This window comes from Streptomyces sp. NPDC039480, from assembly GCF_055597165.1.
In genome coordinates this window covers 291845-312981 of the sequence record NZ_JBVITX010000001.1, presented here as the reverse complement: position 1 = coordinate 312981, position 21137 = coordinate 291845, and the positions used below count along the sequence as shown (strand labels likewise).

Annotated in this window: 26 protein-coding genes; 2 read left to right on the top strand and 24 right to left on the bottom strand. The window is 72.2% G+C overall.

What is annotated here, in order from left to right; all coding sequences use genetic code 11:
* Nucleotides 1-6: 6 nt before the first annotated feature.
* The 5 genes from ACZ56E_RS01395 to ACZ56E_RS01375 all read right to left on the bottom strand — a co-directional run bounded on the left by ACZ56E_RS01395 (nt 7) and on the right by ACZ56E_RS01375 (nt 4018).
* On the bottom strand, nt 7-543 hold the full coding sequence (locus ACZ56E_RS01395) for a GAF domain-containing protein (RefSeq protein WP_468603818.1): 537 nt from the start codon (nt 541-543) through the stop codon (nt 7-9).
* Nucleotides 540-1133, bottom strand: a complete 594-nt coding sequence (locus tag ACZ56E_RS01390; RefSeq protein WP_362998458.1) for a GTP-binding protein — start codon at nt 1131-1133, stop codon at nt 540-542. Before ACZ56E_RS01390 ends, ACZ56E_RS01395 begins: the two co-directional genes overlap by 4 nt.
* The gene (locus ACZ56E_RS01385) at nt 1111-1482 is read right to left on the bottom strand and encodes a DUF742 domain-containing protein (protein ID WP_398299176.1); all 372 of its coding nucleotides are present in this window, start codon (nt 1480-1482) and stop codon (nt 1111-1113) included. Before ACZ56E_RS01385 ends, ACZ56E_RS01390 begins: the two co-directional genes overlap by 23 nt.
* Nucleotides 1483-1484: 2 nt before the next feature.
* Nucleotides 1485-1919: a roadblock/LC7 domain-containing protein gene (locus ACZ56E_RS01380; protein ID WP_468603815.1), complete on the bottom strand. Its 435-nt coding sequence runs from the start codon at nt 1917-1919 to the stop codon at nt 1485-1487.
* A gap of 86 nt (nt 1920-2005) precedes the next feature.
* Nucleotides 2006-4018, bottom strand: a complete 2013-nt coding sequence (locus ACZ56E_RS01375; protein ID WP_471209594.1) for a sensor histidine kinase — start codon at nt 4016-4018, stop codon at nt 2006-2008.
* Between the two features lie 332 nt (nt 4019-4350).
* Between ACZ56E_RS01375 and ACZ56E_RS01370 the strand changes: the two genes are divergently transcribed.
* Nucleotides 4351-4869 carry a CGNR zinc finger domain-containing protein gene (locus tag ACZ56E_RS01370; protein WP_471209591.1) on the top strand — a complete coding sequence of 173 codons (519 nt, stop codon included), beginning with the start codon at nt 4351-4353 and terminating at the stop codon, nt 4867-4869.
* Nucleotides 4870-5112: 243 nt separating this feature from the next.
* On the opposite strand, the gene ACZ56E_RS01365 is transcribed toward ACZ56E_RS01370, so the two are convergent.
* Together ACZ56E_RS01365 and ACZ56E_RS01360 are read right to left on the bottom strand one after the other, a co-directional pair.
* Complete coding sequence (locus ACZ56E_RS01365; protein ID WP_471209589.1) at nt 5113-5790, bottom strand: DUF305 domain-containing protein; 678 nt, start codon at nt 5788-5790, stop codon at nt 5113-5115.
* Nucleotides 5790-6485: a DUF3105 domain-containing protein gene (locus tag ACZ56E_RS01360; protein WP_471209586.1), complete on the bottom strand. Its 696-nt coding sequence runs from the start codon at nt 6483-6485 to the stop codon at nt 5790-5792. Before ACZ56E_RS01360 ends, ACZ56E_RS01365 begins: the two co-directional genes overlap by 1 nt.
* Nucleotides 6486-6694: 209 nt before the next feature.
* On the opposite strand from ACZ56E_RS01360, the gene ACZ56E_RS01355 reads away from it, so the two are divergent.
* Nucleotides 6695-7483: an AfsR/SARP family transcriptional regulator gene (locus ACZ56E_RS01355; RefSeq protein ID WP_471209583.1), complete on the top strand. Its 789-nt coding sequence runs from the start codon at nt 6695-6697 to the stop codon at nt 7481-7483.
* Between the two features lie 220 nt (nt 7484-7703).
* On the opposite strand, the gene ACZ56E_RS01350 is transcribed toward ACZ56E_RS01355, so the two are convergent.
* From ACZ56E_RS01350 to ACZ56E_RS01270, 17 genes are all read right to left on the bottom strand, one after another.
* Nucleotides 7704-7916 carry a hypothetical protein gene (locus ACZ56E_RS01350; protein WP_471209580.1) on the bottom strand — a complete coding sequence of 71 codons (213 nt, stop codon included), beginning with the start codon at nt 7914-7916 and terminating at the stop codon, nt 7704-7706.
* Between the two features lie 78 nt (nt 7917-7994).
* Nucleotides 7995-9161, bottom strand: coding sequence for an inositol-3-phosphate synthase (locus tag ACZ56E_RS01345; RefSeq protein WP_471209578.1), 1167 nt, complete (start codon nt 9159-9161; stop codon nt 7995-7997).
* An 11-nt stretch (nt 9162-9172) separates the two neighbouring features.
* Nucleotides 9173-9937: a hypothetical protein gene (locus ACZ56E_RS01340; RefSeq protein ID WP_471209575.1), complete on the bottom strand. Its 765-nt coding sequence runs from the start codon at nt 9935-9937 to the stop codon at nt 9173-9175.
* Nucleotides 9937-10716, bottom strand: a complete 780-nt coding sequence (locus ACZ56E_RS01335; protein ID WP_471209573.1) for a hypothetical protein — start codon at nt 10714-10716, stop codon at nt 9937-9939. Before ACZ56E_RS01335 ends, ACZ56E_RS01340 begins: the two co-directional genes overlap by 1 nt.
* 89 nt (nt 10717-10805) lie before the next feature.
* Nucleotides 10806-11987, bottom strand: coding sequence for an FAD-dependent monooxygenase (locus ACZ56E_RS01330; protein ID WP_471209570.1), 1182 nt, complete (start codon nt 11985-11987; stop codon nt 10806-10808).
* 33 nt (nt 11988-12020) lie between these two features.
* On the bottom strand, nt 12021-12704 hold the full coding sequence (locus ACZ56E_RS01325) for a response regulator (protein ID WP_381659074.1): 684 nt from the start codon (nt 12702-12704) through the stop codon (nt 12021-12023).
* Complete coding sequence (locus ACZ56E_RS01320; RefSeq protein WP_471209567.1) at nt 12701-13933, bottom strand: sensor histidine kinase; 1233 nt, start codon at nt 13931-13933, stop codon at nt 12701-12703. The genes ACZ56E_RS01325 and ACZ56E_RS01320 overlap by 4 nt, the downstream gene beginning before the upstream one ends.
* A gap of 137 nt (nt 13934-14070) precedes the next feature.
* Nucleotides 14071-14970: an ABC transporter permease gene (locus tag ACZ56E_RS01315; protein WP_471209564.1), complete on the bottom strand. Its 900-nt coding sequence runs from the start codon at nt 14968-14970 to the stop codon at nt 14071-14073.
* 2 nt (nt 14971-14972) lie between these two features.
* Nucleotides 14973-15938 (bottom strand): ATP-binding cassette domain-containing protein, encoded by a 966-nt coding sequence (locus ACZ56E_RS01310; protein WP_471209561.1) that lies wholly within the window; start codon nt 15936-15938, stop codon nt 14973-14975.
* On the bottom strand, nt 15935-16366 hold the full coding sequence (locus tag ACZ56E_RS01305; protein ID WP_471209558.1) for a lasso peptide biosynthesis B2 protein: 432 nt from the start codon (nt 16364-16366) through the stop codon (nt 15935-15937). The genes ACZ56E_RS01310 and ACZ56E_RS01305 overlap by 4 nt, the downstream gene beginning before the upstream one ends.
* Nucleotides 16363-16623, bottom strand: coding sequence for a lasso peptide biosynthesis PqqD family chaperone (locus ACZ56E_RS01300; RefSeq protein WP_367491848.1), 261 nt, complete (start codon nt 16621-16623; stop codon nt 16363-16365). The genes ACZ56E_RS01305 and ACZ56E_RS01300 overlap by 4 nt, the downstream gene beginning before the upstream one ends.
* Nucleotides 16620-18455, bottom strand: coding sequence for an asparagine synthase-related protein (locus ACZ56E_RS01295; RefSeq protein WP_471209556.1), 1836 nt, complete (start codon nt 18453-18455; stop codon nt 16620-16622). Before ACZ56E_RS01295 ends, ACZ56E_RS01300 begins: the two co-directional genes overlap by 4 nt.
* Nucleotides 18456-18520: 65 nt before the next feature.
* Entirely contained in the window at nt 18521-18655 is a 135-nt protein-coding gene (locus ACZ56E_RS01290) for a lasso RiPP family leader peptide-containing protein (protein WP_471209553.1), read from the bottom strand.
* A 107-nt stretch (nt 18656-18762) separates the two neighbouring features.
* Complete coding sequence (locus tag ACZ56E_RS01285; RefSeq protein ID WP_471209550.1) at nt 18763-18888, bottom strand: lasso RiPP family leader peptide-containing protein; 126 nt, start codon at nt 18886-18888, stop codon at nt 18763-18765.
* Between the two features lie 162 nt (nt 18889-19050).
* The gene (locus tag ACZ56E_RS01280; protein WP_471209547.1) at nt 19051-19821 is read right to left on the bottom strand and encodes an ABC transporter permease; all 771 of its coding nucleotides are present in this window, start codon (nt 19819-19821) and stop codon (nt 19051-19053) included.
* Nucleotides 19822-19823: 2 nt separating this feature from the next.
* Nucleotides 19824-20738, bottom strand: coding sequence for an ATP-binding cassette domain-containing protein (locus tag ACZ56E_RS01275; RefSeq protein WP_471209545.1), 915 nt, complete (start codon nt 20736-20738; stop codon nt 19824-19826).
* A 167-nt stretch (nt 20739-20905) separates the two neighbouring features.
* A complete protein-coding gene (locus ACZ56E_RS01270) occupies nt 20906-21028 on the bottom strand; it encodes a lasso RiPP family leader peptide-containing protein (RefSeq protein WP_471209542.1) in 123 nt (40 codons plus the stop codon).
* Nucleotides 21029-21137 lie beyond the last annotated feature (109 nt).

The window sequence follows — 21137 nt, the reverse complement described above, 5'->3', positions numbered from 1 at the left end:
CGCGGTTCAGATCCCGCCCTCCTCCCGGCGGTGGATCTGCTCGACCAGCTCCGCGGCCATGCGTTTGATCGTGTCGAGCCCCGCTCTGCCCCACGGCCGCGGCTCGACGTCCACGACGCAGACCGTGCCGAGCGCCATCCCCGTACGGTCGATCAGAGGCGCGCCCAGATAGGAGCGGATCCCTATCTCCTCCACCACGGGGTTGCCCGCGAACCTCGGGTAGTCGCGGACGTCCTCCAGGACGAGGGCCTTGCGGCGCACCACGACGTGCGGGCAGTACCCGTGATCGCGGGCCATGTAGCGGCCGGTGGCGCCGGCCGGGCGCTCCGGAGTGTGCAGTCCCGCGAAGAACTGTTCGTTCTCGTCGATGAAGTTGACCATCGAGTAGGGCGCTCCGGTCAGCTCGGCGAGCCGGTCCGCGAAGACGTCGAAGGCCGGTTCGGGGCACTGCCCGATGCCGAGCCCGCGCAGCCGCCGCACCCGCGCCGGAGCCTCCGTGTCGACCGGGGTGAGCAGCAGCCGCCCTGTCGGGTCGTGTGTCACGTGTGTGCTCCGTGGCTGGCCGCCGGGGCGTGGTTGAGGAGGTGTTTGACGAGGATGAGGAGGGTCTGGATGCCGGAGCTGGAGATGCGGGCGTCGCAGCGCACGACCGGCACTTGGGGGTCGAGGTCGATCGCGGACCGCACTTCCTCGGGTTCGTAGCGGTGGGCGCCGTCGAACTCGTTGATCGCCACGATGAACCCCATGCCGCGCTGCTCGAAGAAGTCGACGGCGGCGAAGCAGTCCTCCAGGCGCCGGGTGTCGGCGAGGACCACCGCGCCGAGGGCCCCTTCGGAGAGTTCGTCCCACATGAACCAGAACCGCTCCTGTCCGGGTGTGCCGAAGAGGTACAGCACGTGCTGCGGATCGAGGGTGATCCGTCCGAAGTCCATGGCGACGGTCGTCGTGGTCTTGTTCTCCACGCCGGACAGGTCGTCGGTGGCCTCGCTGACCGTGGTGAGCAGCTCCTCGGTGCTCAGCGGCGCGATCTCGCTGACCGCACCCACGAAGGTCGTCTTGCCGACCCCGAAACCACCCGCGACCAGGATTTTCAGTGCGGTGGGGAAGGGGTCAGAGCTGTCGTCGTAATCCATCGAGCACTGCCTCCAACAGGGACCGGTCAGTCGGGTTGTGGTACAAGTCCGGGGCCTTCTGGGTGAGGGCCCCGCAGTCGAGGAGATCCGAGAGGATCACTTTGGCCACGACCGCGGGCAGCCTCAGCTGCGCCGCGATCTCGGCGACGGAGGTGGGCGCGTCGCACAGGCCGAGGGCCGTGGCGTGCTCGGGCCCGAGGTAGCCGAGCGGTAGGGCGCCGGTCGCCATCACCAGGGAGAGCAGGTCGAGTTGGCTGGTCGGTCTGGTCCGTCCGTTGCTGACGGTGTAGGGACGGACGAGCCGTCCCGCGGCGTCGTCGAGCCAGGGCCCGTCGTGCGGGGCCGCCATCCTCAATGCCTCATCGGCGCGGGTTCGCCGGCCGGCTGCCGGGGAGCGGTGATCAGATACGGCCGTACGCTCTTGACCAGCATCGCCATCTCGTAGCCGAGGACGGCCGCGTCGGCGTCACGGCCGGCGAGCACGGCCAGACAGGTGCCCGAGCCCGCGGTGGAGACGAACAGGAGCGTGGAGTCCAGTTCCACGACGACCTGGCGGACGTCACCGCTGTCGCCGAAGCGGATGCCCGCGCTGCGCCCGAGGGAGTAGAGCCCCGAGGCGAGAGCCGCCATGTGGTCGGCGCTGTCCGGGTCGAGGCCGTGCACCGACTTCACGAGTCCGTCGGAGGAGAGCAGGACAGCGCTGTGGGTGTGCGGCACGCGCTGCACGAGGCCGCTCATCAGCCAGTCGAGATCGGATACATGGCCGGTCGGCGCGTCGCTCGCCATGGTGGATCGACTCCTTGAGGTACGGACGTACGTGGGTCTGCGGGGAGGGGCAGGGGCGGTGGGACGGGGCCGGCCCGGGGTGCTGGTCAGGCGCCGGGTCCCGGCCCGTCGTGCGGGGCGTCGGCCGGGCGCTCCCGCGAGGTGGGATCACGCGCGTCCTGCGCCTGGGCGAGACCGATGCCCCGCTGGAACGCGGCCATCAGGCCCGGGTCGTGGCCGACGACCTGGTCGGGGTCGGGCCGCGGCGCCGGTGAGTCCCGCAGCTGGGGTGCGATGTGTTCCTGGGCGCGCCGTTTGGGGAGCCTGGGCCGTTCGACGCGGCCGCGCACGGCGCCGTTGCGCGGCGTCGGCGGTGCCGCCGCGTGCTCGGCGGCGGCCTGCCGGTCCTCGGGCCGGATGCCGGGCGTGGCATCGGCGGGCGTCGGCCGGTCCTCACGTGCGCCGCGCACGGGGAGGGGGGCGGGCCGGGCGCCGTTCGCGGCGCGGGGGCGGGGCGGGACGGGGGCGGGCGCGGGGCGGGGCGGGGTTCGGGGCGCGGGGCGCGGCTCGGTGCGGGGCTCGGTTCGGGACGCGGGGCGATGCTCGGTTCGGGAATCGGGGCGATGCTCGGTTCGGGAATCGGTGTCGAGCTCGGTCCGGGGCGCGGGGCGAGGCTCGGTTCCGGACGCGGTGTGGAGCTCAGTTCCGGACTCGGTGTGGAGCTCGGTTCGGGACGCGGGGCGATGCTCGGTTCGGGGCGCGTTTCGAGGCGCGGGCGTCGCACCCGGCGCTTCGCCCGGTGCGACGCCGTCATGTACGACTTCTCGTACGTTCCCGGCGGCGCCCAGCGACGCCGCCTCGGCGGCCGGTCGGCGCCGGGTGACCTCCACCGCCTGCTGATCGGCGCCCAACAGCTCCTGCGGCAGGATCAGTACGGCCTGGACACCGCCGTAGATGTTGGTCTGGAGCCGCACCGCGACCCCGTGCCTGCGGGCGAGCGCGGAGACCACGTAGAGCCCGATGCGGCCGTCCTGCAGCAGGCTCGCGACGTTGACCTGGTCGGGGTCGGTGAGCAGCCGGTTCATCTTGGTCTGCTCGGCGAGGGGCATGCCGAGGCCCCGGTCCTCGACCTCCACGGCGAGCCCGGCGGTCACGAGGTTGGCGCGGAGCAGGACCTGGGTGTGCGGCGCGGAGAAGAGCGTGGCGTTCTCGACAAGTTCGGCGAGCAGGTGGATGACGTCGGCGACGGCGTGGCCACGCAGGGTGCCGTCGATCGGCGGCACCAGTTTGACGCGCGAGTACTGCTCGACCTCCGCGATGGCCGAGCGCATCACCTCGGTCATGGAGACCGGGTTGCTCCACTGGCGGCGCGACACGGCGCCGCCGAGCACGGCGAGGTTCTCGGCGTGACGGCGGATGCGGGTCGCGAGGTGATCGACGTGGAAGAGGCCCTTGAGCAGCTCGGGGTCCTCCACCTCGTTCTCCAGCTCGTCGAGCAGTGAGATCTCACGGTGTACGAGGGACTGCAGGCGCCGGGCGAGGTTGACGAAGACCTCGACCTTCTGTTCGCTGCCCGCGTGGCTGGAGAGCTGGGCGGCCTGCACGACGGCGCCGACGGCCACCTCGTGGGCGCGGTTCAGCTCGTCGGCGAGCAGGTCGAACTCGTCGCCGGCGGGCCGCGCCCGGCCCGGTGTGCGGGGCGCCGGCGTGCCGGGGGTCGGCGGCTGGTCGCCGCGGCGCAGCTGTTCGACGACGCCGCGCAGCTCGGTCTGGCTGCGCGCGGTGGCGCGGCGCAGCACGCCGACGCGGTCGTGCACGGTCCTGGCGACGCGCTCCGCGGCGACGGCCGCGAGTGCGATGCCCACGAGGCCGACCAGCGCGGCGGCGGTGAGGACGGCGAGCAGGGCGGGACTCGGCCGGGAGCCGGTCGAGCGGAGGGTGAACAGCACGGCCGCGCAGGCGCCCAGGCCCACGGCGACGGCCGGCAGCACGGCGATCCGCAGGAGCTGCGGGCGTATGTGCGTCTCGGGCAGTGCGGCGGCGGTCCGGCTGCCGGGTCTGCCGTGCCGGCCGCCCTCACGGCGGTCTGCGCGGGCGGCCGGTGCGCGTAGGTGAGACATCTGCGTCCTCGGTACGTTGCGACGAGGGTCCGGGGGTCGGCCCGACTCCTCTTTGCGGCGTGGTTGCGGCATCGCCGTGCCGGTCGGCAGGTCGCGACGTCAGCACTGTGTCGTCATCCCTGCGTCGCCCGACGGCCACTCACGGTAGTCGGCAACGCATCACGTGCGGTGGGCAGTTGACAAAGTCAGCGGTGCAGCGTCCCGCTCTGGTATGACGCCTCGCACGGGGGTCCGATTACCGTCGAACACGGGGCCGATGTACGGATCCCCCTGCTGCGATGCGCGGATCCCCCCTGCTGCAATGTGCGGATCACCCTTGCTGTAGTTGCCGAATGCACCTCAACCCTTACGGCGCGGACGCCGTGATCCTGGCCGCCGACCTCGCCAACTCCCGTCCGGCCAGCGCGGAGGAGCTCGCGGACCGTTGCCGCGCCGCCGGTCTCACACTCGAACGCCCGGCCGACGCGGACGACTTGGCACGCACCCAGCACACCCTGGACGCCTGGGAGAAGGTCGTCGACGCCACCACCGAGGGCGAACGCGCCGAGCTGGTCAACGCCATGCTGGCGGCGGCCGCCGGCCACCCGCGGCTGACCGACCACGCGGGCAGCGGCTGGCACCTGCACTACCGGGAGGACCGGCAGCCGCTCGGCGCCCTGCTGTCCTCGCTGATCTCCGTCGGCACCGCGCTGCATCTGGCGGGGCGGGGCATGCACCGGCTGCGGCGGTGCGCCGTGGCCGAGTGCACCACGATCTTCGCCGACACCTCACGCACCGGGCGGCAGCGCTACTGCTCCCAGCGGTGCGCCAACCGCGACGCGGTCCGCAGGCACCGCGCACGGGCGGCGTGAGCCGACTATCCGACGGGCGTGGTCTCGTCGGGCCGAGCTGTCGACACCTACAAGGAGATCAGCCAACGTTCCCGGCAAGCAGCTTCAGGCGGCCGCTCACCGAGGTCGGCACTGCCATCCATCCCGCGGGCGCCCAGCTCCGCAGGCCAGTCGATGTGCGGCAGCGCAACGCCGACGGCTCCCGGGCGCCGGGGACCGTGTCGGCGGCCCGAGCCAACCGCATGCAGGTACGTTCGTCGTCCTTCAGCTTCCACGGTGCGCGGTCGCGTCTTCGGCGTCACCGAGCCCCTTCGCCAGGGACTTCATCAGATCGATCTCCGTCTGCTGGCTCCGCACCATCTCCCGCGCCATCCGGTGCACGACCCGGGGGCTACCGTCCGCGACGACCGCCTCGGCCATGTGCACTCCACCCCGGTGGTGCGCGATCATCAGGCGCAGGTAGAGGGCATCCGCCCGATGTCCGCGCGCCGCGGCCAGCGCGGCCATGTCGGCACGGCTCGCCATGCCGGGCATCAGCACCCCTCGGCGGCGGTCCTCGGCGCTCGTCGGCGGCATGTCCATCCAGCGCATGGGCGGTCCGCTCGTGGTAGCGGTACGGCCCCACAGCTGAAGCCAGCCGAGCATCATGCCTCGCTGGGCGGCCTGAGTGTTGGCGATGTCGTACGCCAGCGTGCGCACCTCGGCAGACGTCCCGTTGCGGAGCACGGACAAGGACATTTCGACCGCCTGTTGATGGTGGACGGCCATGTCACGGCTGAAGCCGACCGCGACCGAATCCTCGGCCGTTGCCTCGGCTTCGGCGGGGGCCGTGCCGGACAGGCCGGTCAGCAGCAGCGCCCCCGCCAGCAATGCGATCGCGGTGGCCGCCACCAGCAGACCGCTGAACGGACGGCCGACGCGGCGCGCGAGTGGTCGGCGCATCACGGGGCCGCCTTGCCCCCGGTGACCGGGGCGCCCTGCTCCGGTGCCTGCGGTCCCTGGACGTAGGCGTCGAAGAAGGCGTCCACACGCGCGTCGGCGGCGGAGTCCACGGACAGCTGATGCCCCCAGGCGGTGAGCCGTACGGGGCTCTTCTGGTCCGGCAGCGGACTCATCATCCGGTACGGGAGGCCCGCCACCTTGGCGCGCAGTTTCTCCACCTCGGACCGGGGCAGAGCCGGGGAGTACGTCACCCACACGGCGCCGTGCTCCAGAGCGTGCACGGCATTTTCCTCGCGCAACGGCCGTGTGTACACGTCGCCGTTGGCGTTCTGCCACTCCGGGTCGTGCCGACCGCCTACAGGCGGCTGCACGTCGTTGGGGTAGTCGACGTCCCCCTTGACGTGGCCGCGTTCGAGTTCCTTGTGCACCTTCTCGCCACGGACGTTGACCCGGTCGGGGTCAATTCCGGACGCACCGGCCGGGTCCGAGGCGGGCCGGCCGTGCAGGCCGCCGACCACGCCGAGGACGACGGCCACCGCCGCCAGGACGCCCCCGACCGTTGCACCGGTGCGCAGCCGCTTGGCGCGGCGGACCCGCCTCGCGTCCTCGCGACGCAGCTCCTGGAGCCGGGCCAGCCGGGCATCGTCGTCGCGACCGGCCGATCCGGGCGTGTGCTGGCGCTGGTCCTGAGACATGGGCGGCCTCTCACTGCGCGGGATCGTCGGGCCCAGAGTAGGGACCGTCCCGTCCCGGAGTCCCGGGGCCACCGTCCCGACCCGCGCCCAGGACGGTCTCGGGTCGGCTGTCCCGGGTTCTCGGGACACAGGGCGGCCTACGCTGAGCGATTGCCAATGCACGGCCGCCGACCGCGGCACCGGCCTGCGTGACCAATGGGGGAGAAAGAGTGGAATTCGGCATCCTCGGACCGCTGCGCGTGCGTACCGACGGTCGGGAGGTCCCGATCCCGGGGCGCAAGCAGCGGACCCTGCTCGCCGCGCTGCTGCTGGCCCGGGGAGACGTCCTGGCCGACGAACGCCTCACCACGCTCTTGTGGGGGCAGAGGCCTCCCGCCACGGTGAGCGCCCAGCTCTACACGTACGTCTCGCGGCTGCGGCAGCGGCTCGGCCCGGCCGTCGAGCTCGTCCGCGAGCCGGCCGGTTACCGTCTCGGCACCGGGGACGCCGTGTTCGACGCGGCCGAGTTCCACCGGCTGTCCCGCTCAGGCCACACGGCCCTGCGCGAGGGCTGTCCCGACCGGGCGGCGCAACTGCTCCGCGCGGCTCTGGGCCTCTGGCGCGGGCCGTCGCTCGGCGGGGTCACCGACCAGCTGCGGGACGCCGAGACCCCCCAGCTGGACGAGGCCAGGATGGCCGCACTGGAAAGCCGGCTCGAGGCCGAGCTCGCCCTCGGCGAGCACCTCCAGCTCGTCGCCGAACTCACCGGTCTGGTCGCGCGGTACCCGCTGCGCGAACGGCTGCGTGCCCAGTGGATGACCGCGCTCTACCGGTGCGAGCGACAGGCGGAGGCCCTGGCCGTGTACCACGAGGGCCGGCAGTTGCTCGCCGATGAACTCGGCGTCGATCCCGGTGCCACGCTGACCGCCACACACCGCGCCGTGCTCAACGGGGGGCTGCGGCTGGACGAACTGTGGAGTCGTCCGGCAGCCCTGCCAGACGCAACAGGAGCTCCTTGACCTCGGTCGCGGCGATCCGCGGGCGAATACCGTCCGTGGTCCGGGAGGTCATGTGGATGTGGGAATCGAAAATGCGCACGGCGGCGCTCCCTCCCTGGGCTGCCCGGTGTCATGGTTGGCGAGGAGGTCCTCGACGTCGGGGGCACCTCGCGGTCGACGGTGCGGCGTTCGTCCGCGTACGTCCGCAGCAGTCCCGCGTCGGCGCGGTCGGCCATCCCGGTCACCCGGTCCAGGGGGATACCGGTGCGCCGAGCCGACCGGACCGGTCGAGGACAGGCAGTGCCCGCAGCACGCCCCGCCGCTCGGCCGCGTCGCCGTGCAGGTACAACTCGGCCAGGCGGGCAGGTCCCTCGGGGGTACGCAGAGCCGGTGCCTCGAGCAGCGGGGTGCGTACGGCGTCGTCGAGGGTCCACTCGTACGGTCCCCCGCGCACTGCCCGGCAGGGCGGCTGCCGGGCTGATCTCCTCGACGCAGGCGTTGAGGGCCAAGGCACCGGGACGGTCACGCAGGCTCACCGGCCCGCTCCGCTCGGGTTCCGCGCCCAGGTGACGAGAGCGTCGAACTGCCGGTCCAGGGCGTGCTCGTCCGAGGCCACGGGGTCCTTGAAGAAGAAGCCCAGCTCGGGCACGGGTCCGCTGACGCCGGCCCGGTGGGCGAGCGCCATGAACCGCGCGAGGTCCAGGACGAGCGGCGCGGCAAGGGCGGAATCGCAGCCCTCCCAGACGAACTGCAGGGTCATGCGGGCGCCGAGGAAGCCCTCGAAGGCGATGTGGTCCCAAGCCGTCTTCCACTCCCCCAGGTCGGCCACCTCGTGAATGTGCACGCCGCCCTGCACGGGCCCTCCCAGCTGCTCCCGGAGCAGCCGGTCCTTCGACCGGATCTTGGCGGCGGCCCGCCGGGGCTCGGCGAGGGCGGCGCCGTCACCGCCCCCCAGCAGATTGGTGCCCGACCAGCTGCGCACGTTCAGCGCGCGCCGCGCGAACATCGGGGCGAGGACGGACTTCACCAGAGTCTCGCCGGTCTTGCCGTCGCTGCCCGCGTACGGCAGGCCTCGCAGGCGGGCGAGTTCGTCGAGCGCGGGAAGGCGGGCGCCCGTCGAGGGGGTGAAGTCCACGAACGGGCAGTCGGCGCGCAGGGCGGCACAGGCGTACAGCGAACCGACCGGCAGGACTCCGAAGCCGTCGGGGCGGTGCAGGGCGGCGGCCAGCAGTTCCCAGGAGGCGTGTGCCGGATGCGGCCGCGCGGGAGGCTCGGTGGAGGCGACGTTGACCACGACCACGCTGTCCGCGCCCGTCCGGCGGCGGAAGTCCGTCATGTCGGCAGCGAGGGCGTCGACCGCGGCGTCCGCCGTCCCCGCCGGTCGGCCGGTGTCGGTCAGGCCGGGTCTGATCTCGGCGTCGGCGGCCTCCAGGTCCGCGCGGACCAGCGCGGGCAGATCGTGCGGGAGGACCCCTTCCGCGGCGAGGCGTTCGACGCGCTTGACGAGTCCTACGGTCGCAGGGTCGTGCCCGCCGAAGAAGAGGTCGTCGAGTGCGGGCAGGGGCACGTCCCGGAAGGCGGCGAGCTCACTGACGACGCCCGTCGGGGCGACGACTCCGGCGCGGATGCCCGCCGCGCCGGCCACGGTGCTCGCCGCGACCGAACCACGACCGCCCACCAGCCAGATACCCGTGCGCATGGAACCTTCCTTCACGGCTGCTGCGGATAGGGAAAGGACTGGAAGTCGACGTCCAGCCGCCGGACACCGCGGTGCAGCCAGTGGGCCGCGAGCCGCCGCACCGTCTTCTCGGGCAACGGCGGGTTGACGTGCTCCAGATCGGGGTCGGCCTCCAACTGCACGGCGCAACCGAAGGCGTTGAGGTTGGCCATGTGGGCCCAGCGGCCGCGGTCGATGTCGAGGAACATCATGGCGCGCAGGACGACGTGCCAGACGGCATAGCCGCCCGGGGGCCGACCGGTCATGATGTGCAGGGCGCCGGTCCGCGGGTCGTACAGCATGCCCTGCCCGAACTCGGCGAAGGCGCGTACCAGTCGCGGGTCGCGGGGGCGGTAGACGGCGTCGAACACCTCCAGCTGGACCCGTGACATCACCTCCAGCGCGCTCCGTGCGGGGGCGACGTAGTCGGTGAAGTCGGCCGGGTACTCGGAGCCGGTCACCATCCGGCGCCAAGTGTTGAGCACGGTGTTGTCCCAACCGCCGCCGTACAGCTCGACGAGGGCGTAGTACGCGTCCGCGAACTCCTTCGAGGGCTGGTAGAGCGTCGCCTGGTCCAGCAGGTACCACACCTCGTTGGCACGGCGGTCGCCCAGCATGCCCGGGATCTCCGGCAGACCGGGGTCGGCGGGTGCCGCGGTGGCGGTCGGCACGGCACCGCCCACCACCGGCAGGGCGGCCCCGGCGGCCAGTGCGGCCGACACGCGCAGGATGTCACGGCGTACGGGGCGGGCCGCCATCAGCTCGTCCCCTCGGGGTACGGGAAGGAGCGGAAGTCCTGGTCGAGCTGGTCGATCCGCTTGACCAGCCAGGTTGCGGCGAGCCGACGTACGGTGGCGGCCGGCAGCGGTGGGTTGATCTTGTCCTGCGCGGGCTTGGCAACGGTCTGCACCGACCAGGCGAAGGCCAGGGCGGGGGCGATTCGCTGCCAGCGCCGACGGTCGATGTCCAGCAGCATCATGCCGCGCATGTAGGCGTACCAGGTGTGGTAGCCGGGCGGCGGTATGTCCGGGGTGCTGTTCATCGTGTGCACGAAGAACGGCGCCTGCACACGCGGGTCGTACAGCACGCCCTCGCCGAACCAGCCGAACGCCTGGACGAGGTGGTGGTGGCGCCGACCGTAGTAACGGTCGATCAGACCGAGCTGCGTGCGCGAGAGTACTTCGAGCGGCTGCTTCACGGGAGCGAGGAACTCCGCGTATTTGTTCGGGTAGCCGGGTTGCGCAACCATCTCCAACCACTTTTCACGCATTCCGCGTTCGATGTTGCCGACATGCGCTCCGATGGCCGCGTACGCGTCCTTCACCTCCCGGCTGGAGTTGAACAGCGTGGCGTCGTCGAGCCGGTACCAGAACTCATTGGCGCGGCGGTCTCCGCTCATGCCGGGGACCTCGGGGAAGTCGTTGCCGGGGCCGGTGGCCGCGGCCGGGGGCGCGACCGCCACCGCACCGACGGCCGCGGCGGTCGCCGCTCCCAGCGAGACCCTCAGGACCTGTCGTCGGTCGACGTGATGCGACACGTGGGGTTCCTCCTCCTGGCTACGACTGCGATGCCAGGAGGCTAGGAGCGCCGGCTATACGGCCACCTGTCGTTGTTCTGTGCCTCCGTCTATACGTCCGCCGCTTCGGACGTCCGTGCAGGACACCCCCGCTGTGCGCCGGCGGCCGACTCCACGAGGGCCGCCTCGACGTCGTAGTGATGGACCCAGGACAGGCCGTCCACCACCTGCTGCAGGCCGCCTCCGGCGCCGCCCCGTGAACCGAGCTGGACCCGGGTGGTGTGCGGCCGCCGGAACTCCTCGTAGCGGCGCAGTCCGTCGGGCGTGCCGTCGAGGAAGTGTGCGAGGGCCACGGCGTCCTCCAGGGCCTGCCCGGCGCCCTGGCCGTGGTGCGGCAGCATGGGGTGCGCGGCGTCGCCGAGGAGCGTGGTGCGGCCGCGGCCCCAGTGCAGCAGCGGCTCCCGGTCGTACAGCGCCCACCGGCCCGGTGTCCCGGCGGCCCGTACCAGGGACGACACGTCGTCGTGCCAGCCGTCGAACGCCGCGGCGAGCGCCGCCGCGTCACCGGTGGCGCTCCACGACTCCTCGACGGGACCGGTCTCCGGCAGGACCGCCACGTAGGTCAGTCGGCGTCCCGCGTCGACCGGTGCGACCAGCAGCCGTGCCTCCGGTCCGACCCACATGTACATGGTGTCGGGGGCGAGTCCGGGGACGTCGGCGGCGGGGACCACCCCGCGCAGCGCGCTCGACCCGGAGAACACCGGACGCTCCTCACCCGCCACGGCGCGACGCACCACCGAGTGCACCCCGTCGGCGCCGACGACCAGGCCGGCGGAGGTCTGACGCCCGTCGGCGAACCGCAGCCGCACCCCGTCGCCGTCCTCGGCGACGGACTTCAGGTGTGCGCCCAGACGGATGCGCCCGGACGGCACCCGGTCGGCGAGCAGTGCGTGCAGGTCGCTGCGGAGCACGGTGAGGTGAGGGGCGCCGTACTCCTTCTCCCAGGTGTCGCCCATGGGACGGCGGGCGAGGAGCCGGCCGTCCGGGGCGCGCACCTCCAGCGCCTCGGGGCGGACGGCGACCGCGCGCAGCGCTTCCTCCAGCCCCCAACGGAACAGGAGACGGGAACCGTTGGATCCCAGGTGCATCCCGACGCCCGCTTCACGCAGTACGGGCGCCTGTTCATAGAGGTCGACGGTGGCACCGGAGCGCAGCAGAACGCCGGCCGCGGCGAGACCGCCCAGGCCGGCTCCGACTACGGCGACGTGCGGTACGGGCAAGGTGTTGGGCACGGTTTCCCCCTCGAATGCGGTTACGGGTGGGATTCACCGCGAACCGGCCGACACCAGTCCCGTCTCGTAGGCGACGATGACCAGTTGGGCCCGGTCGCGGCTGTCGAGTTTGGTCAGCAGGTGGCTGACGTGGGTCTTGACGGTGGGCACGCTCAGCCGGAGGCGGTCGGCGATCTCCGAGTTGGTCAGCCCCCGGGCGACCAGGGTGAGCACTTCCCGCTCGCGGTCGGTGACCCCGGCCCGCTCCAGTGCGCGGGCCCGCGGGCGAGGCTCGCGCTCGGGGTCGTTGGCGAACTCCTCGATGAGACGCCGTGTCACGGACGGCGCCAGCAGGCCCTCGCCGGAGGCGACCACTCGCACCCCGGCGAGCAGGTCGCCGGGCGGAGCGTCCTTGAGCAGGAACCCACTCGCACCGGCGCGCAACGCAGCGTATACATAGGCGTCCAGGTCGAACATGGTCAGAATCAGGACACGGGTGCCGGATGTGGCCGCCGAGCCCCGGATCCGACGGGTGGCCTCGATGCCGTCCATCTCAGGCATCCGTACGTCCATCAGGACGACGTCCGGGTGTTCCGCCGCGGCCAGCTCGACGGCCTCGCGCCCGTTGGCGGCCTCGCCGACCACGGTCAGGCCCGGCTCGTTGTCGACGAGTACCCGGAAGCTGCCCCGCAGCAGGGCCTGGTCGTCGGCGACGAGCACGCGCACGTCCTCGCTCATCGGACCGCTCCCCGGGAGGAGCCGACCGGACCGAGCGGCAGCCGGGCGAAGACGGCGAAGCCACCGCCGGGACGCCGACCGGCCGAGAACTCCCCGTCGTACACGGCGACCCGCTCACGCATGCCGATGAGGCCGTGCCCGCCGTCGGGGGCGGGCCCCGTCGGCGTGTCCCGGCCCGGGCCGCCGTCACGGCCGGGTCCGCCGTCGTCGGTCACTTCGATCGTCACGTGTCTTTCGTCTCGGGTGATCACGACACGGCAGTCTGCCGGAGCAGCGTGCTTGACGGCGTTGGTCAGGGATTCCTGGACGATGCGAAAGACGGTCAGGCCCAGCGCCTCGGGCAGGTCGTCCAGGTGTGGCGCGTCGAGCCGGGCGCGGAGCCCGGCCTCGGTGGCGTGGCGGACCAGCCCGGTGAGGCCGGCAGTGCCCGGTACCGGGCTGAGGTCGGCGTCCGTGAGGGCACCGGTGTGCTCGGAGCGCAGGACGCCGAGCAGGTGGCGCATCTCCCGCAAGGCGTCGCGGCTGGTGGCTTCGATGACGCGCAGCGCGTCGCCGGCTTCCTCGGGCCGGGTGGTGACGACGTGGTTCGCCACAGCCGCCTTGACGGCGATGACGCCGATGCTGTGGGCGACGACGTCGTGCAGTTCCCTGGCGATCCGCATCCGTTCCTCGGCGACGGCCCGTTCGGCGAGTTCCTGGGCGGCCTGCGCCGCGTAAGCCCGTCGCTCCCGTGCGGCCGTGCCGAGTGCCCAGGAACCCGCGATCAGCGCCCAACCGAGGACGATGAGGCCTGGACCCTCCAACCACCAGTAGGTGTAAGGGCTCCGGGGCTCGGTGGCGACCATGCCGCCGAGACCGATGAGTCCGGCCGTGGCCACGGGCAGCAGGCGGTGCGCCGCCCCGGACAGCGCCACGGGGTAGAGCGCGAACGCCACCGCGAGGAACGGGTCCGTGACGACACCGAGGGCCACCGACGCCAGCGACGTGGCCAGAGCGACGGCGAGCACCGGCAGCGGCCACAGCCGGCGGACCGCCACGGGCAGCCCCGTCGCGGTCACCAGGACGTCGGCGGCCCAGCCAGGCAGGTCGGCAGGTTCGGATACCGCACGGGTGTGCCGCAGGACCAGCAGGAGCGCCACGTAGCCCACCGCAACCAGGCAGTCGAGGAGGATGAGCTGGAGCGGGGTGAGCCGCCGTCCGAACAGCGGCCGGGATTCGGGATGATCCATCGCCCGACCCTAGCCGCGGGCCTGTGCCCGACGCTTCGTGCTCCGGGATGACAGCCCCCGGTAGGAGCCGGGCCGGTGGTGGACCCACGGGCCCGTTCCACATGGGCCGGTTGCGCGGGGGCTCAGCCCTCAGATGTTCATTCCACACGGGAGAACCTGCGGGTCGCGACGGCCAGGGCAAGCACGGCGAGGGTCGCCACCAATCCGGCCTCCACCAGTACGGGCGGTGTCCAGCCCCACCACTCGGGGCTCACCGACCCGTCGCCCATGGCCACCGCGGCGTCGCCGGGCATGCTGCGGCGCAGTGCGTCCACGGCGTAGGTCAGCGGGTTCAGCCGGACCAGCGTGCCGAGCCAGCCGGGCAGTCCGTCGACGGGGAACATGGCCCCGGAGAGGAAGAAGAGCGGCAGCATGCACATGCTGACCGCCACCTGGAAGGTCTCGGGACGCCGGATGCAGACGGCCGCCGCGACCCCGAGCGCGGTGAAGGCGAAGGAGACCAGGACCACCTGGAGCAGCACCACGAGCAGCATCGGGTGGTACGGCACGTCGGCGACGGGCCCCAGGAGCAGCACCAGCACGCCGTAGGCCGCGCCGGAGGTGGCGCCGCCGAGGCAGGTACCGACCAGGATGGCGCTGCGGCGGACCGGTGCCACCAGCATCTGCCGCAGAAAGCCGGACCGCCGGTCCCACACGATGGACGCGCCCACGGCGATGGCCGGCGCCTGGACCGACATCAGGACGACGCCCGGGAAGAGGAAGGCCCGGAAGTTGCGCAGGCTCTCCTCGGACATGGTGGAGTTCAGACCGGTACCGAGCACCAGCAGGAACATCAACGGCGTGACCATGCCCATGGCGATGCGCAGCCTGTTGCGGCTGAAGCGGATGGTCTCCCGGTGCCACAGCACCTTCATGGTGCGCAGGTCCTGGGCCAGGCGACTGCCGTCGCCGATGCCCGGCAGCACGGGTGCGCCGTGGTCCGCGTCGGGCGAGTCGATGTGTTCCGCCCGCGGGTCGTGCACCTCGGTCTGTGCCATGGTTACCTCCTCGGCCCGAAGTGGGGCGGTTGGGGACCGTCGGCCTCCCGGATGGTGCGGCCGGTGTAGTGCAGGAAGACGTCGTCGAGGGTGGGCGGGGTGACGGTCACCGCGTGCACGGGGACGGCGAGCTCGGCACAGAGCCGGGGCACGAATCCGGCGCCGTCGTGGGTGCGCAGACGCACGCCGTCGGATCCGGTTTCGGCCTCCAGTCCGAAGCCGTCGCGCACGGCCCGGGCCGCCCGCTCGTCGTCGTCGGTCCGCAGCACGACCAGGTCCGCGCCGACGACCGTCTTCAGCTCGGCGGGCGTGCCCTCCACCACGAGCTGCCCCTGGTCCATGATCGCCATCCGGTCGCAGTGTTCGGCCTCCTCCAGGTGGTGCGTGGTGAGGAAGATGGTGATGTCCTGCTCGGCGCGCAGCCGGTGCAGGTGCTCCCAGATGGCGACCCTGGTCTGCGGGTCGAGGCCGGTGGTCGGCTCGTCCAGGAAGAGCACGCGGGGCGTGTGCAGCAGTCCGCGGGCGATCTCCAGCCGGCGCCGCATGCCGCCCGAGAACGTACGTACGGGCGTGTCCTTGCGCTGGGTCAGCTCCACGAGGTCGAGCAACTCGGCGATGGCACGGCGGGCCCGGGCGCGGGGCAGTCCGAACAGGTCCGCCTGGAAGCGGAGGTTCTCCTCGGCGGTCAGCTCCCCGTCGAGGGTGGACTCCTGGAAGACCAGGCCGATGCCGCGCCGGACTGCGTCGGGTTCACGGGTGATGTCGTGCCCGGCCACCTCGGCCCGCCCGGCCGAGGGGCGCAGCAGGGTGCACAGCATGCCGATGGTGGTGCTCTTGCCCGCGCCGTTGGGGCCGAGGAAGCCGTAGGTCTCGCCGCGGGTGACGGTGAGGTCCAGGTCGACGACCGCCTCATGGGTGCCGTAGGTCTTGCGCAGCCCCTCCACGAGCACCGCGTGCCGGGCGCTCACCGGGGCTTCTCCGCGGCCGCGTGGCGGACGCTCATCATGGCTCGGAACAGTCCGGTGTCGTCGGGTTCCCCGACCGGCCCGCCCTCCGCCTCGACCCAGGCGTGGGCGCGGAACGGCTGGGTGCGCACGCCGGTGCACCAGTCGGGCCAGGCGCCGTGCAGCCGGCACAGCAGAACGGTGGCTATCGACCGCTCCAGGCAGCCCTGTCCAGCGCACCACGCGCTGACGGACACCACGGAGCTACGGGCGTCGAGGGTCTGGGCGGCGGTGGCGGGCCGGGAGCCGCGCGAGACGGCGCGCAGGACGCGGCGCAGCCGGCGCGGCGGCACCTTGGCGAGGAGGTGCGCGGCACCCACCGCGCAGCGGGCGGTGATGTGCCGGTGCCAGCGGATCCTGACGGACTGCTCGGAGACGACGGGCATGCTCATGAGCCCACCACCAGCCGGGCCTTGACCAGGGAGGCCAGCAGGGCACGGACGTCGGTGCGAGCCCGTTCCGCGGCCTCCGGACGGTTCCGGGTGAGCTCCCGGGCGGCCTCCTCGGCCGAGTTGCCGTCCAGCAGCAGCCTCAGGGTGGCCGCGCCGGAGCGATTGAGCTGCCAGTAACGGCCGGTGCGTTGGTCGAGGAGGACGACACCGTCCTCGACGTCGGTGGCGATCACGTCGGGCTCCAGGATGTACGTCATCGGGGTCCTCCCGTGGGGGACGCGGCATGCGGAGCGACGGCACTCGGTGACCGCAGCCATGTCTCACAGGCCAGCGTGTTCTCGAAGGGACTGAGCGAGCGGGTGTCGGGCGTGGGCCGGTACAGCGCGGCGCGCAGGGCACCGGCATCGACCAGTCCGTAGTCGGCGAGGCGCAGGTCGTCGCAGAGTCCGGCGAGCCGCTCGCGGTTGCGGTAGAGCCCCTCGTAGGCCTCCTGTCCGAAGGCACCCTTGTCGCGTCGGTCGAGCACGGCGTCGGGCACGGCGCCGCGCAGGGCGGTGGTGAGCACCGGTTTGTAGCGGCCGGGCACCACCCGGTCGGCGACGCGGACCGAAAGGGCCGCCTCGATCACCCGGTCGTCCAGGAAGGGCGTCTCGAAGGTGACGCCGAGGGGACGCAGGGAGCGGTTGAGCTGGCGGGCGGCGTGCCCGCTGAGCACCGTGACCTCCAGCGTCTGGTGCTGGAGCCGGTCGGGGTGCAGCGGCCGGGGCCGCCGCGCGGCGGTGTCGGTCAGCAGACGGCGGACGGTCGCGACGGCGTCGGGAGTGGCCCACTCGGGCATCCGCAGGTCGCCGCGGCCCCAGCCGAGCGGCGGTGTGAAACGGGGGGACGGCGGGGCGTTGAGCTGCAGGGCGGCTCGGGCCAGCATGTCGGAGAAGGACGACCGGTCGGCCAGCGAGCGCAGGGTCGCTCCGAGCGGCCAGCGGTTGACGGAGCGGAAGCGGCGCATGGTCCGTATGCCCCGAAGCGGGTCGCTGCGGATCAGTGACCAGCCGAACTGGGGGGATATGCCGAACAGTTCGTCGCCGCCGACGCCGATGAGGTGGCGTGCGGCTCCTTCGGTCCGGACGGTGCGGGCCAAGGTCTCGGTGTGGGCGCGGTTGCGGGTCCACACGAGGGGGCCTTCGACGTCGTCGCTCGCACCGTCCCGGTCGGGCGCGGCCTCGTACCAGAGCGGGCCCTCGGCCGGGTCCACGAAGCGGTGCCGGGCGGACGGCATGAGCGCGGCCGCCCTCCTCGCCCAGAGCGTGTCCGCGTTGGCGCGGTCCATCGGCTCCCAGTGGTGGGTGACCAGGTGGGCGTCCGTCGCATCGGCGAGGAAGCACAGGCTGGTGGAGTCGAGGCCGCCGGACAAGTCGGCGCTGATGACGTCCTGGTGGGCGGCGCGTGCGGCCACGGAGTCGGCCAGCGCTCCGCGGATCGTGTCCGCCGCCCGGGAGATGGGAAGGTCGGGCTCGGGCGGCGTCCACCAGGAGACCGTGCGGGCCTCGCCGTCCGGGCGTATGTCCAGCCAGGCGCCGGAGCCGACGGAGTCGACCCCGGTCCAGAGCGGGCGCCCGCTGAGCGGCCACGGCACGGGAAGCAGGAGCTGGAGGGCGAGGACGTCCTCGTCCAGCCCGGTCTGCATGAGGGCCGTCAGGCCGCTCGGGCTGTCCGCGGCCACGGTGACGCCGTCGATCCGCGCGTGGAAAACGTGACGCGCGGTGGACAGCGATCCCTGGGTGCGGGTGCGGCCGTCGAACGAGGCGGCGAGGTGGAAGCTGCCGGGGAGCGACCGGACGAGGGGGTCGAGGTCGTGCGGTGAACCGAGGTTCGCGAGGCGCCGCGCGAGCAGGGAGGCGTCGGCGCGCGTGGGGCCGAGGAGTACGAGTCGGTTCCGGCCGCCGTCGACGACGACGCATTCGTCGTCGTTCCAGCGGCCCACCAGCCAGGGCCGGCCCGAGGCGTGCATGACGGTCCGGGCGCCGGGTGCTGCCGCAGCATGGGCGACCGGTTCAGCCTTGTGGCAGTCGGGAAGGATCAGAAACTCCATGTCCCCTTCTTCGGTTGGCGCAGGCATGCCGAAGCGCGGCGGCCCTCAGGCGCCGCGCCGGGGCGTCAGCAGGTCCTGACGCCTGCGCCGCCGAACCATTCCGGGCACTCGTTCCCGAAGCCGCCCAGCGTCAGGCGGGAGAAATCACCGACTTCGAGAAGTACGGGCGTTTCGTGTCCGTCGGCGCGCAACGTGGTCACGGCGGAGCTCCTTGGTCTGCGGTCGTCAGGGGGTGGCGGCGGAGCGGCTTCGACAGCAGCCGTTCCGCCGCCGACGTGCGGCGGCGGTCACCGCCGCACGCAGCTGCTCAGCAGAACCAGGCGTCGCCGCCGTACCAGTCGACGCAGTCCTCCGGACCAGCGCCGAGCGTCAGCTCCGCGAAACCGCCGACCTCGACGAGCGCAGGCGCCTCGTACTCCTCGTGCGTGGCCATGTTCACCCTCCTTCTGTTCGGACGGTGGGGTGCGGCTGCGGCCTGCACGAGCTCGTCGGCCGCAGCCGTACCCCGGGTCACGCACAACGTAGGCGGCCTGCGGTCCCGGGCTCTTGGGCGCACCGTCCCGTCCCCGTCCCGCGTCCGCACGGCCCCGGAGGTTCAGGCGTCGCGCCGCCGCAGAGCCAGATAGCCGCCGAGGAGTGCGACGACCACCCAGGCCGCGAGGACTGCCATGCCGCTCCACGCGGTGAGGATCATGTGTTCCTGGGGCTCTTGGCGCATGATGATCCCGCCGGCCGCGTCGGGCAGGAACTGAGCCGCCTTCTGCACCCCGGGCAGGTTGTTGAGGATCTCCGACACCATGAAGAAAAGCGGCACGAGGATGCCGAGGGTGAGCGCGGGGCTGCGCAGCACGGTCGCCAGTCCCATGGAGAAGGCGCAGATCATGGTCATGTAGAGGATCGACCCGACAACCGCACGGAGCGCCCCGTCGTCGGTGATGGAGGCGTTGTGTGCCTCACCGATAGCCGTCTGGGCGGTGAAGAAGGTGACGAGCACGACCACGACGGAGGCGGCCAGGGCTACCGCGGTGCCTGTGAGCACCTTGGCCGCGTAGAAGACACCACGCCGCGGGACGGCCGCCAGCGAGCCGCGGATGGTGCCGGAGGAGTACTCACTGGTCACCGTGAGCACACCGAAGACGACCAGGGAGATCATGCCGAGCCGCAGTCCGTTGAAGCCCGAGCCGACCGGGTCGAAGTCCGCCTTGCTCTCCGCGCTCATGTCGTCGTAGGCACCGCGCAGCACCCACCCGAAGAGCAGGGCGATCAGGACGCTGACGAGGAAGCACAGGACCAGGCTCCACAGGCTGGAGCGCATGGTTCGGATCTTGGTCCATTCGAACGCGATGGCTGCGCGGGGGTCCCCCATGGTCACCGCACCCCCTTGTCGGCACGGTGGTCGGCTGCGTCGGCCGTGAGCTGCATGAACGCCTCTTCCAGAGAGGCCGTACGGGGACTGATCTCATAGACGGTGACCCCGTGGCGGCCGGCGAGTTCTCCCACCTTCTCCGAAGAGGTACCGACCGCTTCCAGTGTGCCGTCGGGACCCTGGTCGGTGTGGATGCCCGCGTCGGCGAGGACACCGCGCATCCGTTCGGGCTCGGGGGTGCGGACCAGGATGTAAGCCCGGGAGTTGCAGGCGATGAACTGCTCCACCGAAACGTCGGCGAGCAGCCTGCCCCGGCCGATCACGATGAGGTGCTCGGCGGTGAGCGCCATCTCACTCATCAGGTGGCTGGAGACGAAGACGGTGCGCCCCTCCGCCGCGAGCCGCCGCATCAAGCCGCGGATCCACAGGATGCCCTCGGGGTCGAGGCCGTTGACCGGCTCGTCGAGGAGCAGGACGGGCGGATCACCGAGCAACACGGAGGCGACGCCCAGCCGCTGGGCCATGCCCAGGGAGAAGCCCTCGGTTCGCCGGTCCGCCACGCTGGTGAGACCGACGGTGTCCAGGACCTCGTCCACCCGCTGCTTCGGGATGCGGTTGCTGCGGGCGAGGCCCAGCAGATGGGCGTGTGCGGTGCGACCGCCGTGCAGTGCCTTGGCCTCGAGCAGCGCGCCGACCTCGCGCAGCGGGTACCGCAGTTCCGAGTAGGCCCGGCCGTCGATGAGGACCCGGCCGGACGTCGGACGGTCGAGTCCGATCATGGCCCGCATGGTGGTCGACTTGCCCGCTCCGTTGGGCCCCAGGAAGCCGGTCACCCGGCCGGGTTCCACCGTGAACGACAGTCCGTCGACGGCCAGGGTGCTCCCGTACCGTTTGGTGAGTTGCTGAACCTCAATCATGGTCCGCCACTCTGGCCCGCCGTACCGCCTGGCACATCGGGCCGGAGGATGTCATCCCCTGGACCGAATCCCGCCGGGAACGCGCCGGCGGCGGTGGAGGGGATCCCCTCCACCGCCGCCGGGTGGGACGGGCCGTCAACGGCCCGCGTGCTACGGGTGGGGCCGGGTCAGCAGACCCAGGCACCGCCGCCGTACCAGTCTGTGCACTGGTTGTCCCAGCCGAGGGTCAGCTCGGCGAACTCGCCGACATCGACCAGCTCGGGCGTCTCGTACTCGTCGTACATGGCCATGGGGTCACCGTCCTTCGTTTCCGATTGGGCCGGGGCGGACCGCCGGGTGTTTCCGCCGGCCGCCCCGGTGTTGCGCCGCCAACGTAAGACTCCCGTCGTCCCGGGCTCT

What these genes read in the sequence shown, in the direction of transcription:
- ACZ56E_RS01390 (WP_362998458.1), bottom strand. Translation starts at nt 1,133, where the DNA reads ATGGATTACGACGACAGCTCTGACCCCTTCCCCACCGCACTGAAAATC.
- ACZ56E_RS01385 (WP_398299176.1), bottom strand. Translation starts at nt 1,482, where the DNA reads ATGGCGGCCCCGCACGACGGGCCCTGGCTCGACGACGCCGCGGGACGG.
- ACZ56E_RS01380 (WP_468603815.1), bottom strand. Translation starts at nt 1,919, where the DNA reads ATGGCGAGCGACGCGCCGACCGGCCATGTATCCGATCTCGACTGGCTG.
- ACZ56E_RS01375 (WP_471209594.1), bottom strand. Translation starts at nt 4,018, where the DNA reads ATGTCTCACCTACGCGCACCGGCCGCCCGCGCAGACCGCCGTGAGGGC.
- ACZ56E_RS01370 (WP_471209591.1), top strand. Translation starts at nt 4,351, where the DNA reads ATGCACCTCAACCCTTACGGCGCGGACGCCGTGATCCTGGCCGCCGAC.
- ACZ56E_RS01365 (WP_471209589.1), bottom strand. Translation starts at nt 5,790, where the DNA reads ATGCGCCGACCACTCGCGCGCCGCGTCGGCCGTCCGTTCAGCGGTCTG.
- ACZ56E_RS01360 (WP_471209586.1), bottom strand. Translation starts at nt 6,485, where the DNA reads ATGTCTCAGGACCAGCGCCAGCACACGCCCGGATCGGCCGGTCGCGAC.
- ACZ56E_RS01345 (WP_471209578.1), bottom strand. Translation starts at nt 9,161, where the DNA reads ATGCGCACGGGTATCTGGCTGGTGGGCGGTCGTGGTTCGGTCGCGGCG.
- ACZ56E_RS01340 (WP_471209575.1), bottom strand. Translation starts at nt 9,937, where the DNA reads ATGGCGGCCCGCCCCGTACGCCGTGACATCCTGCGCGTGTCGGCCGCA.
- ACZ56E_RS01325 (WP_381659074.1), bottom strand. Translation starts at nt 12,704, where the DNA reads ATGAGCGAGGACGTGCGCGTGCTCGTCGCCGACGACCAGGCCCTGCTG.
- ACZ56E_RS01320 (WP_471209567.1), bottom strand. Translation starts at nt 13,933, where the DNA reads ATGGATCATCCCGAATCCCGGCCGCTGTTCGGACGGCGGCTCACCCCG.
- ACZ56E_RS01315 (WP_471209564.1), bottom strand. Translation starts at nt 14,970, where the DNA reads ATGGCACAGACCGAGGTGCACGACCCGCGGGCGGAACACATCGACTCG.
- ACZ56E_RS01305 (WP_471209558.1), bottom strand. Translation starts at nt 16,366, where the DNA reads ATGAGCATGCCCGTCGTCTCCGAGCAGTCCGTCAGGATCCGCTGGCAC.
- ACZ56E_RS01300 (WP_367491848.1), bottom strand. Translation starts at nt 16,623, where the DNA reads ATGACGTACATCCTGGAGCCCGACGTGATCGCCACCGACGTCGAGGAC.
- ACZ56E_RS01295 (WP_471209556.1), bottom strand. Translation starts at nt 18,455, where the DNA reads ATGGAGTTTCTGATCCTTCCCGACTGCCACAAGGCTGAACCGGTCGCC.
- ACZ56E_RS01285 (WP_471209550.1), bottom strand. Translation starts at nt 18,888, where the DNA reads ATGGCCACGCACGAGGAGTACGAGGCGCCTGCGCTCGTCGAGGTCGGC.
- ACZ56E_RS01280 (WP_471209547.1), bottom strand. Translation starts at nt 19,821, where the DNA reads ATGGGGGACCCCCGCGCAGCCATCGCGTTCGAATGGACCAAGATCCGA.
- ACZ56E_RS01275 (WP_471209545.1), bottom strand. Translation starts at nt 20,738, where the DNA reads ATGATTGAGGTTCAGCAACTCACCAAACGGTACGGGAGCACCCTGGCC.
- ACZ56E_RS01270 (WP_471209542.1), bottom strand. Translation starts at nt 21,028, where the DNA reads ATGGCCATGTACGACGAGTACGAGACGCCCGAGCTGGTCGATGTCGGC.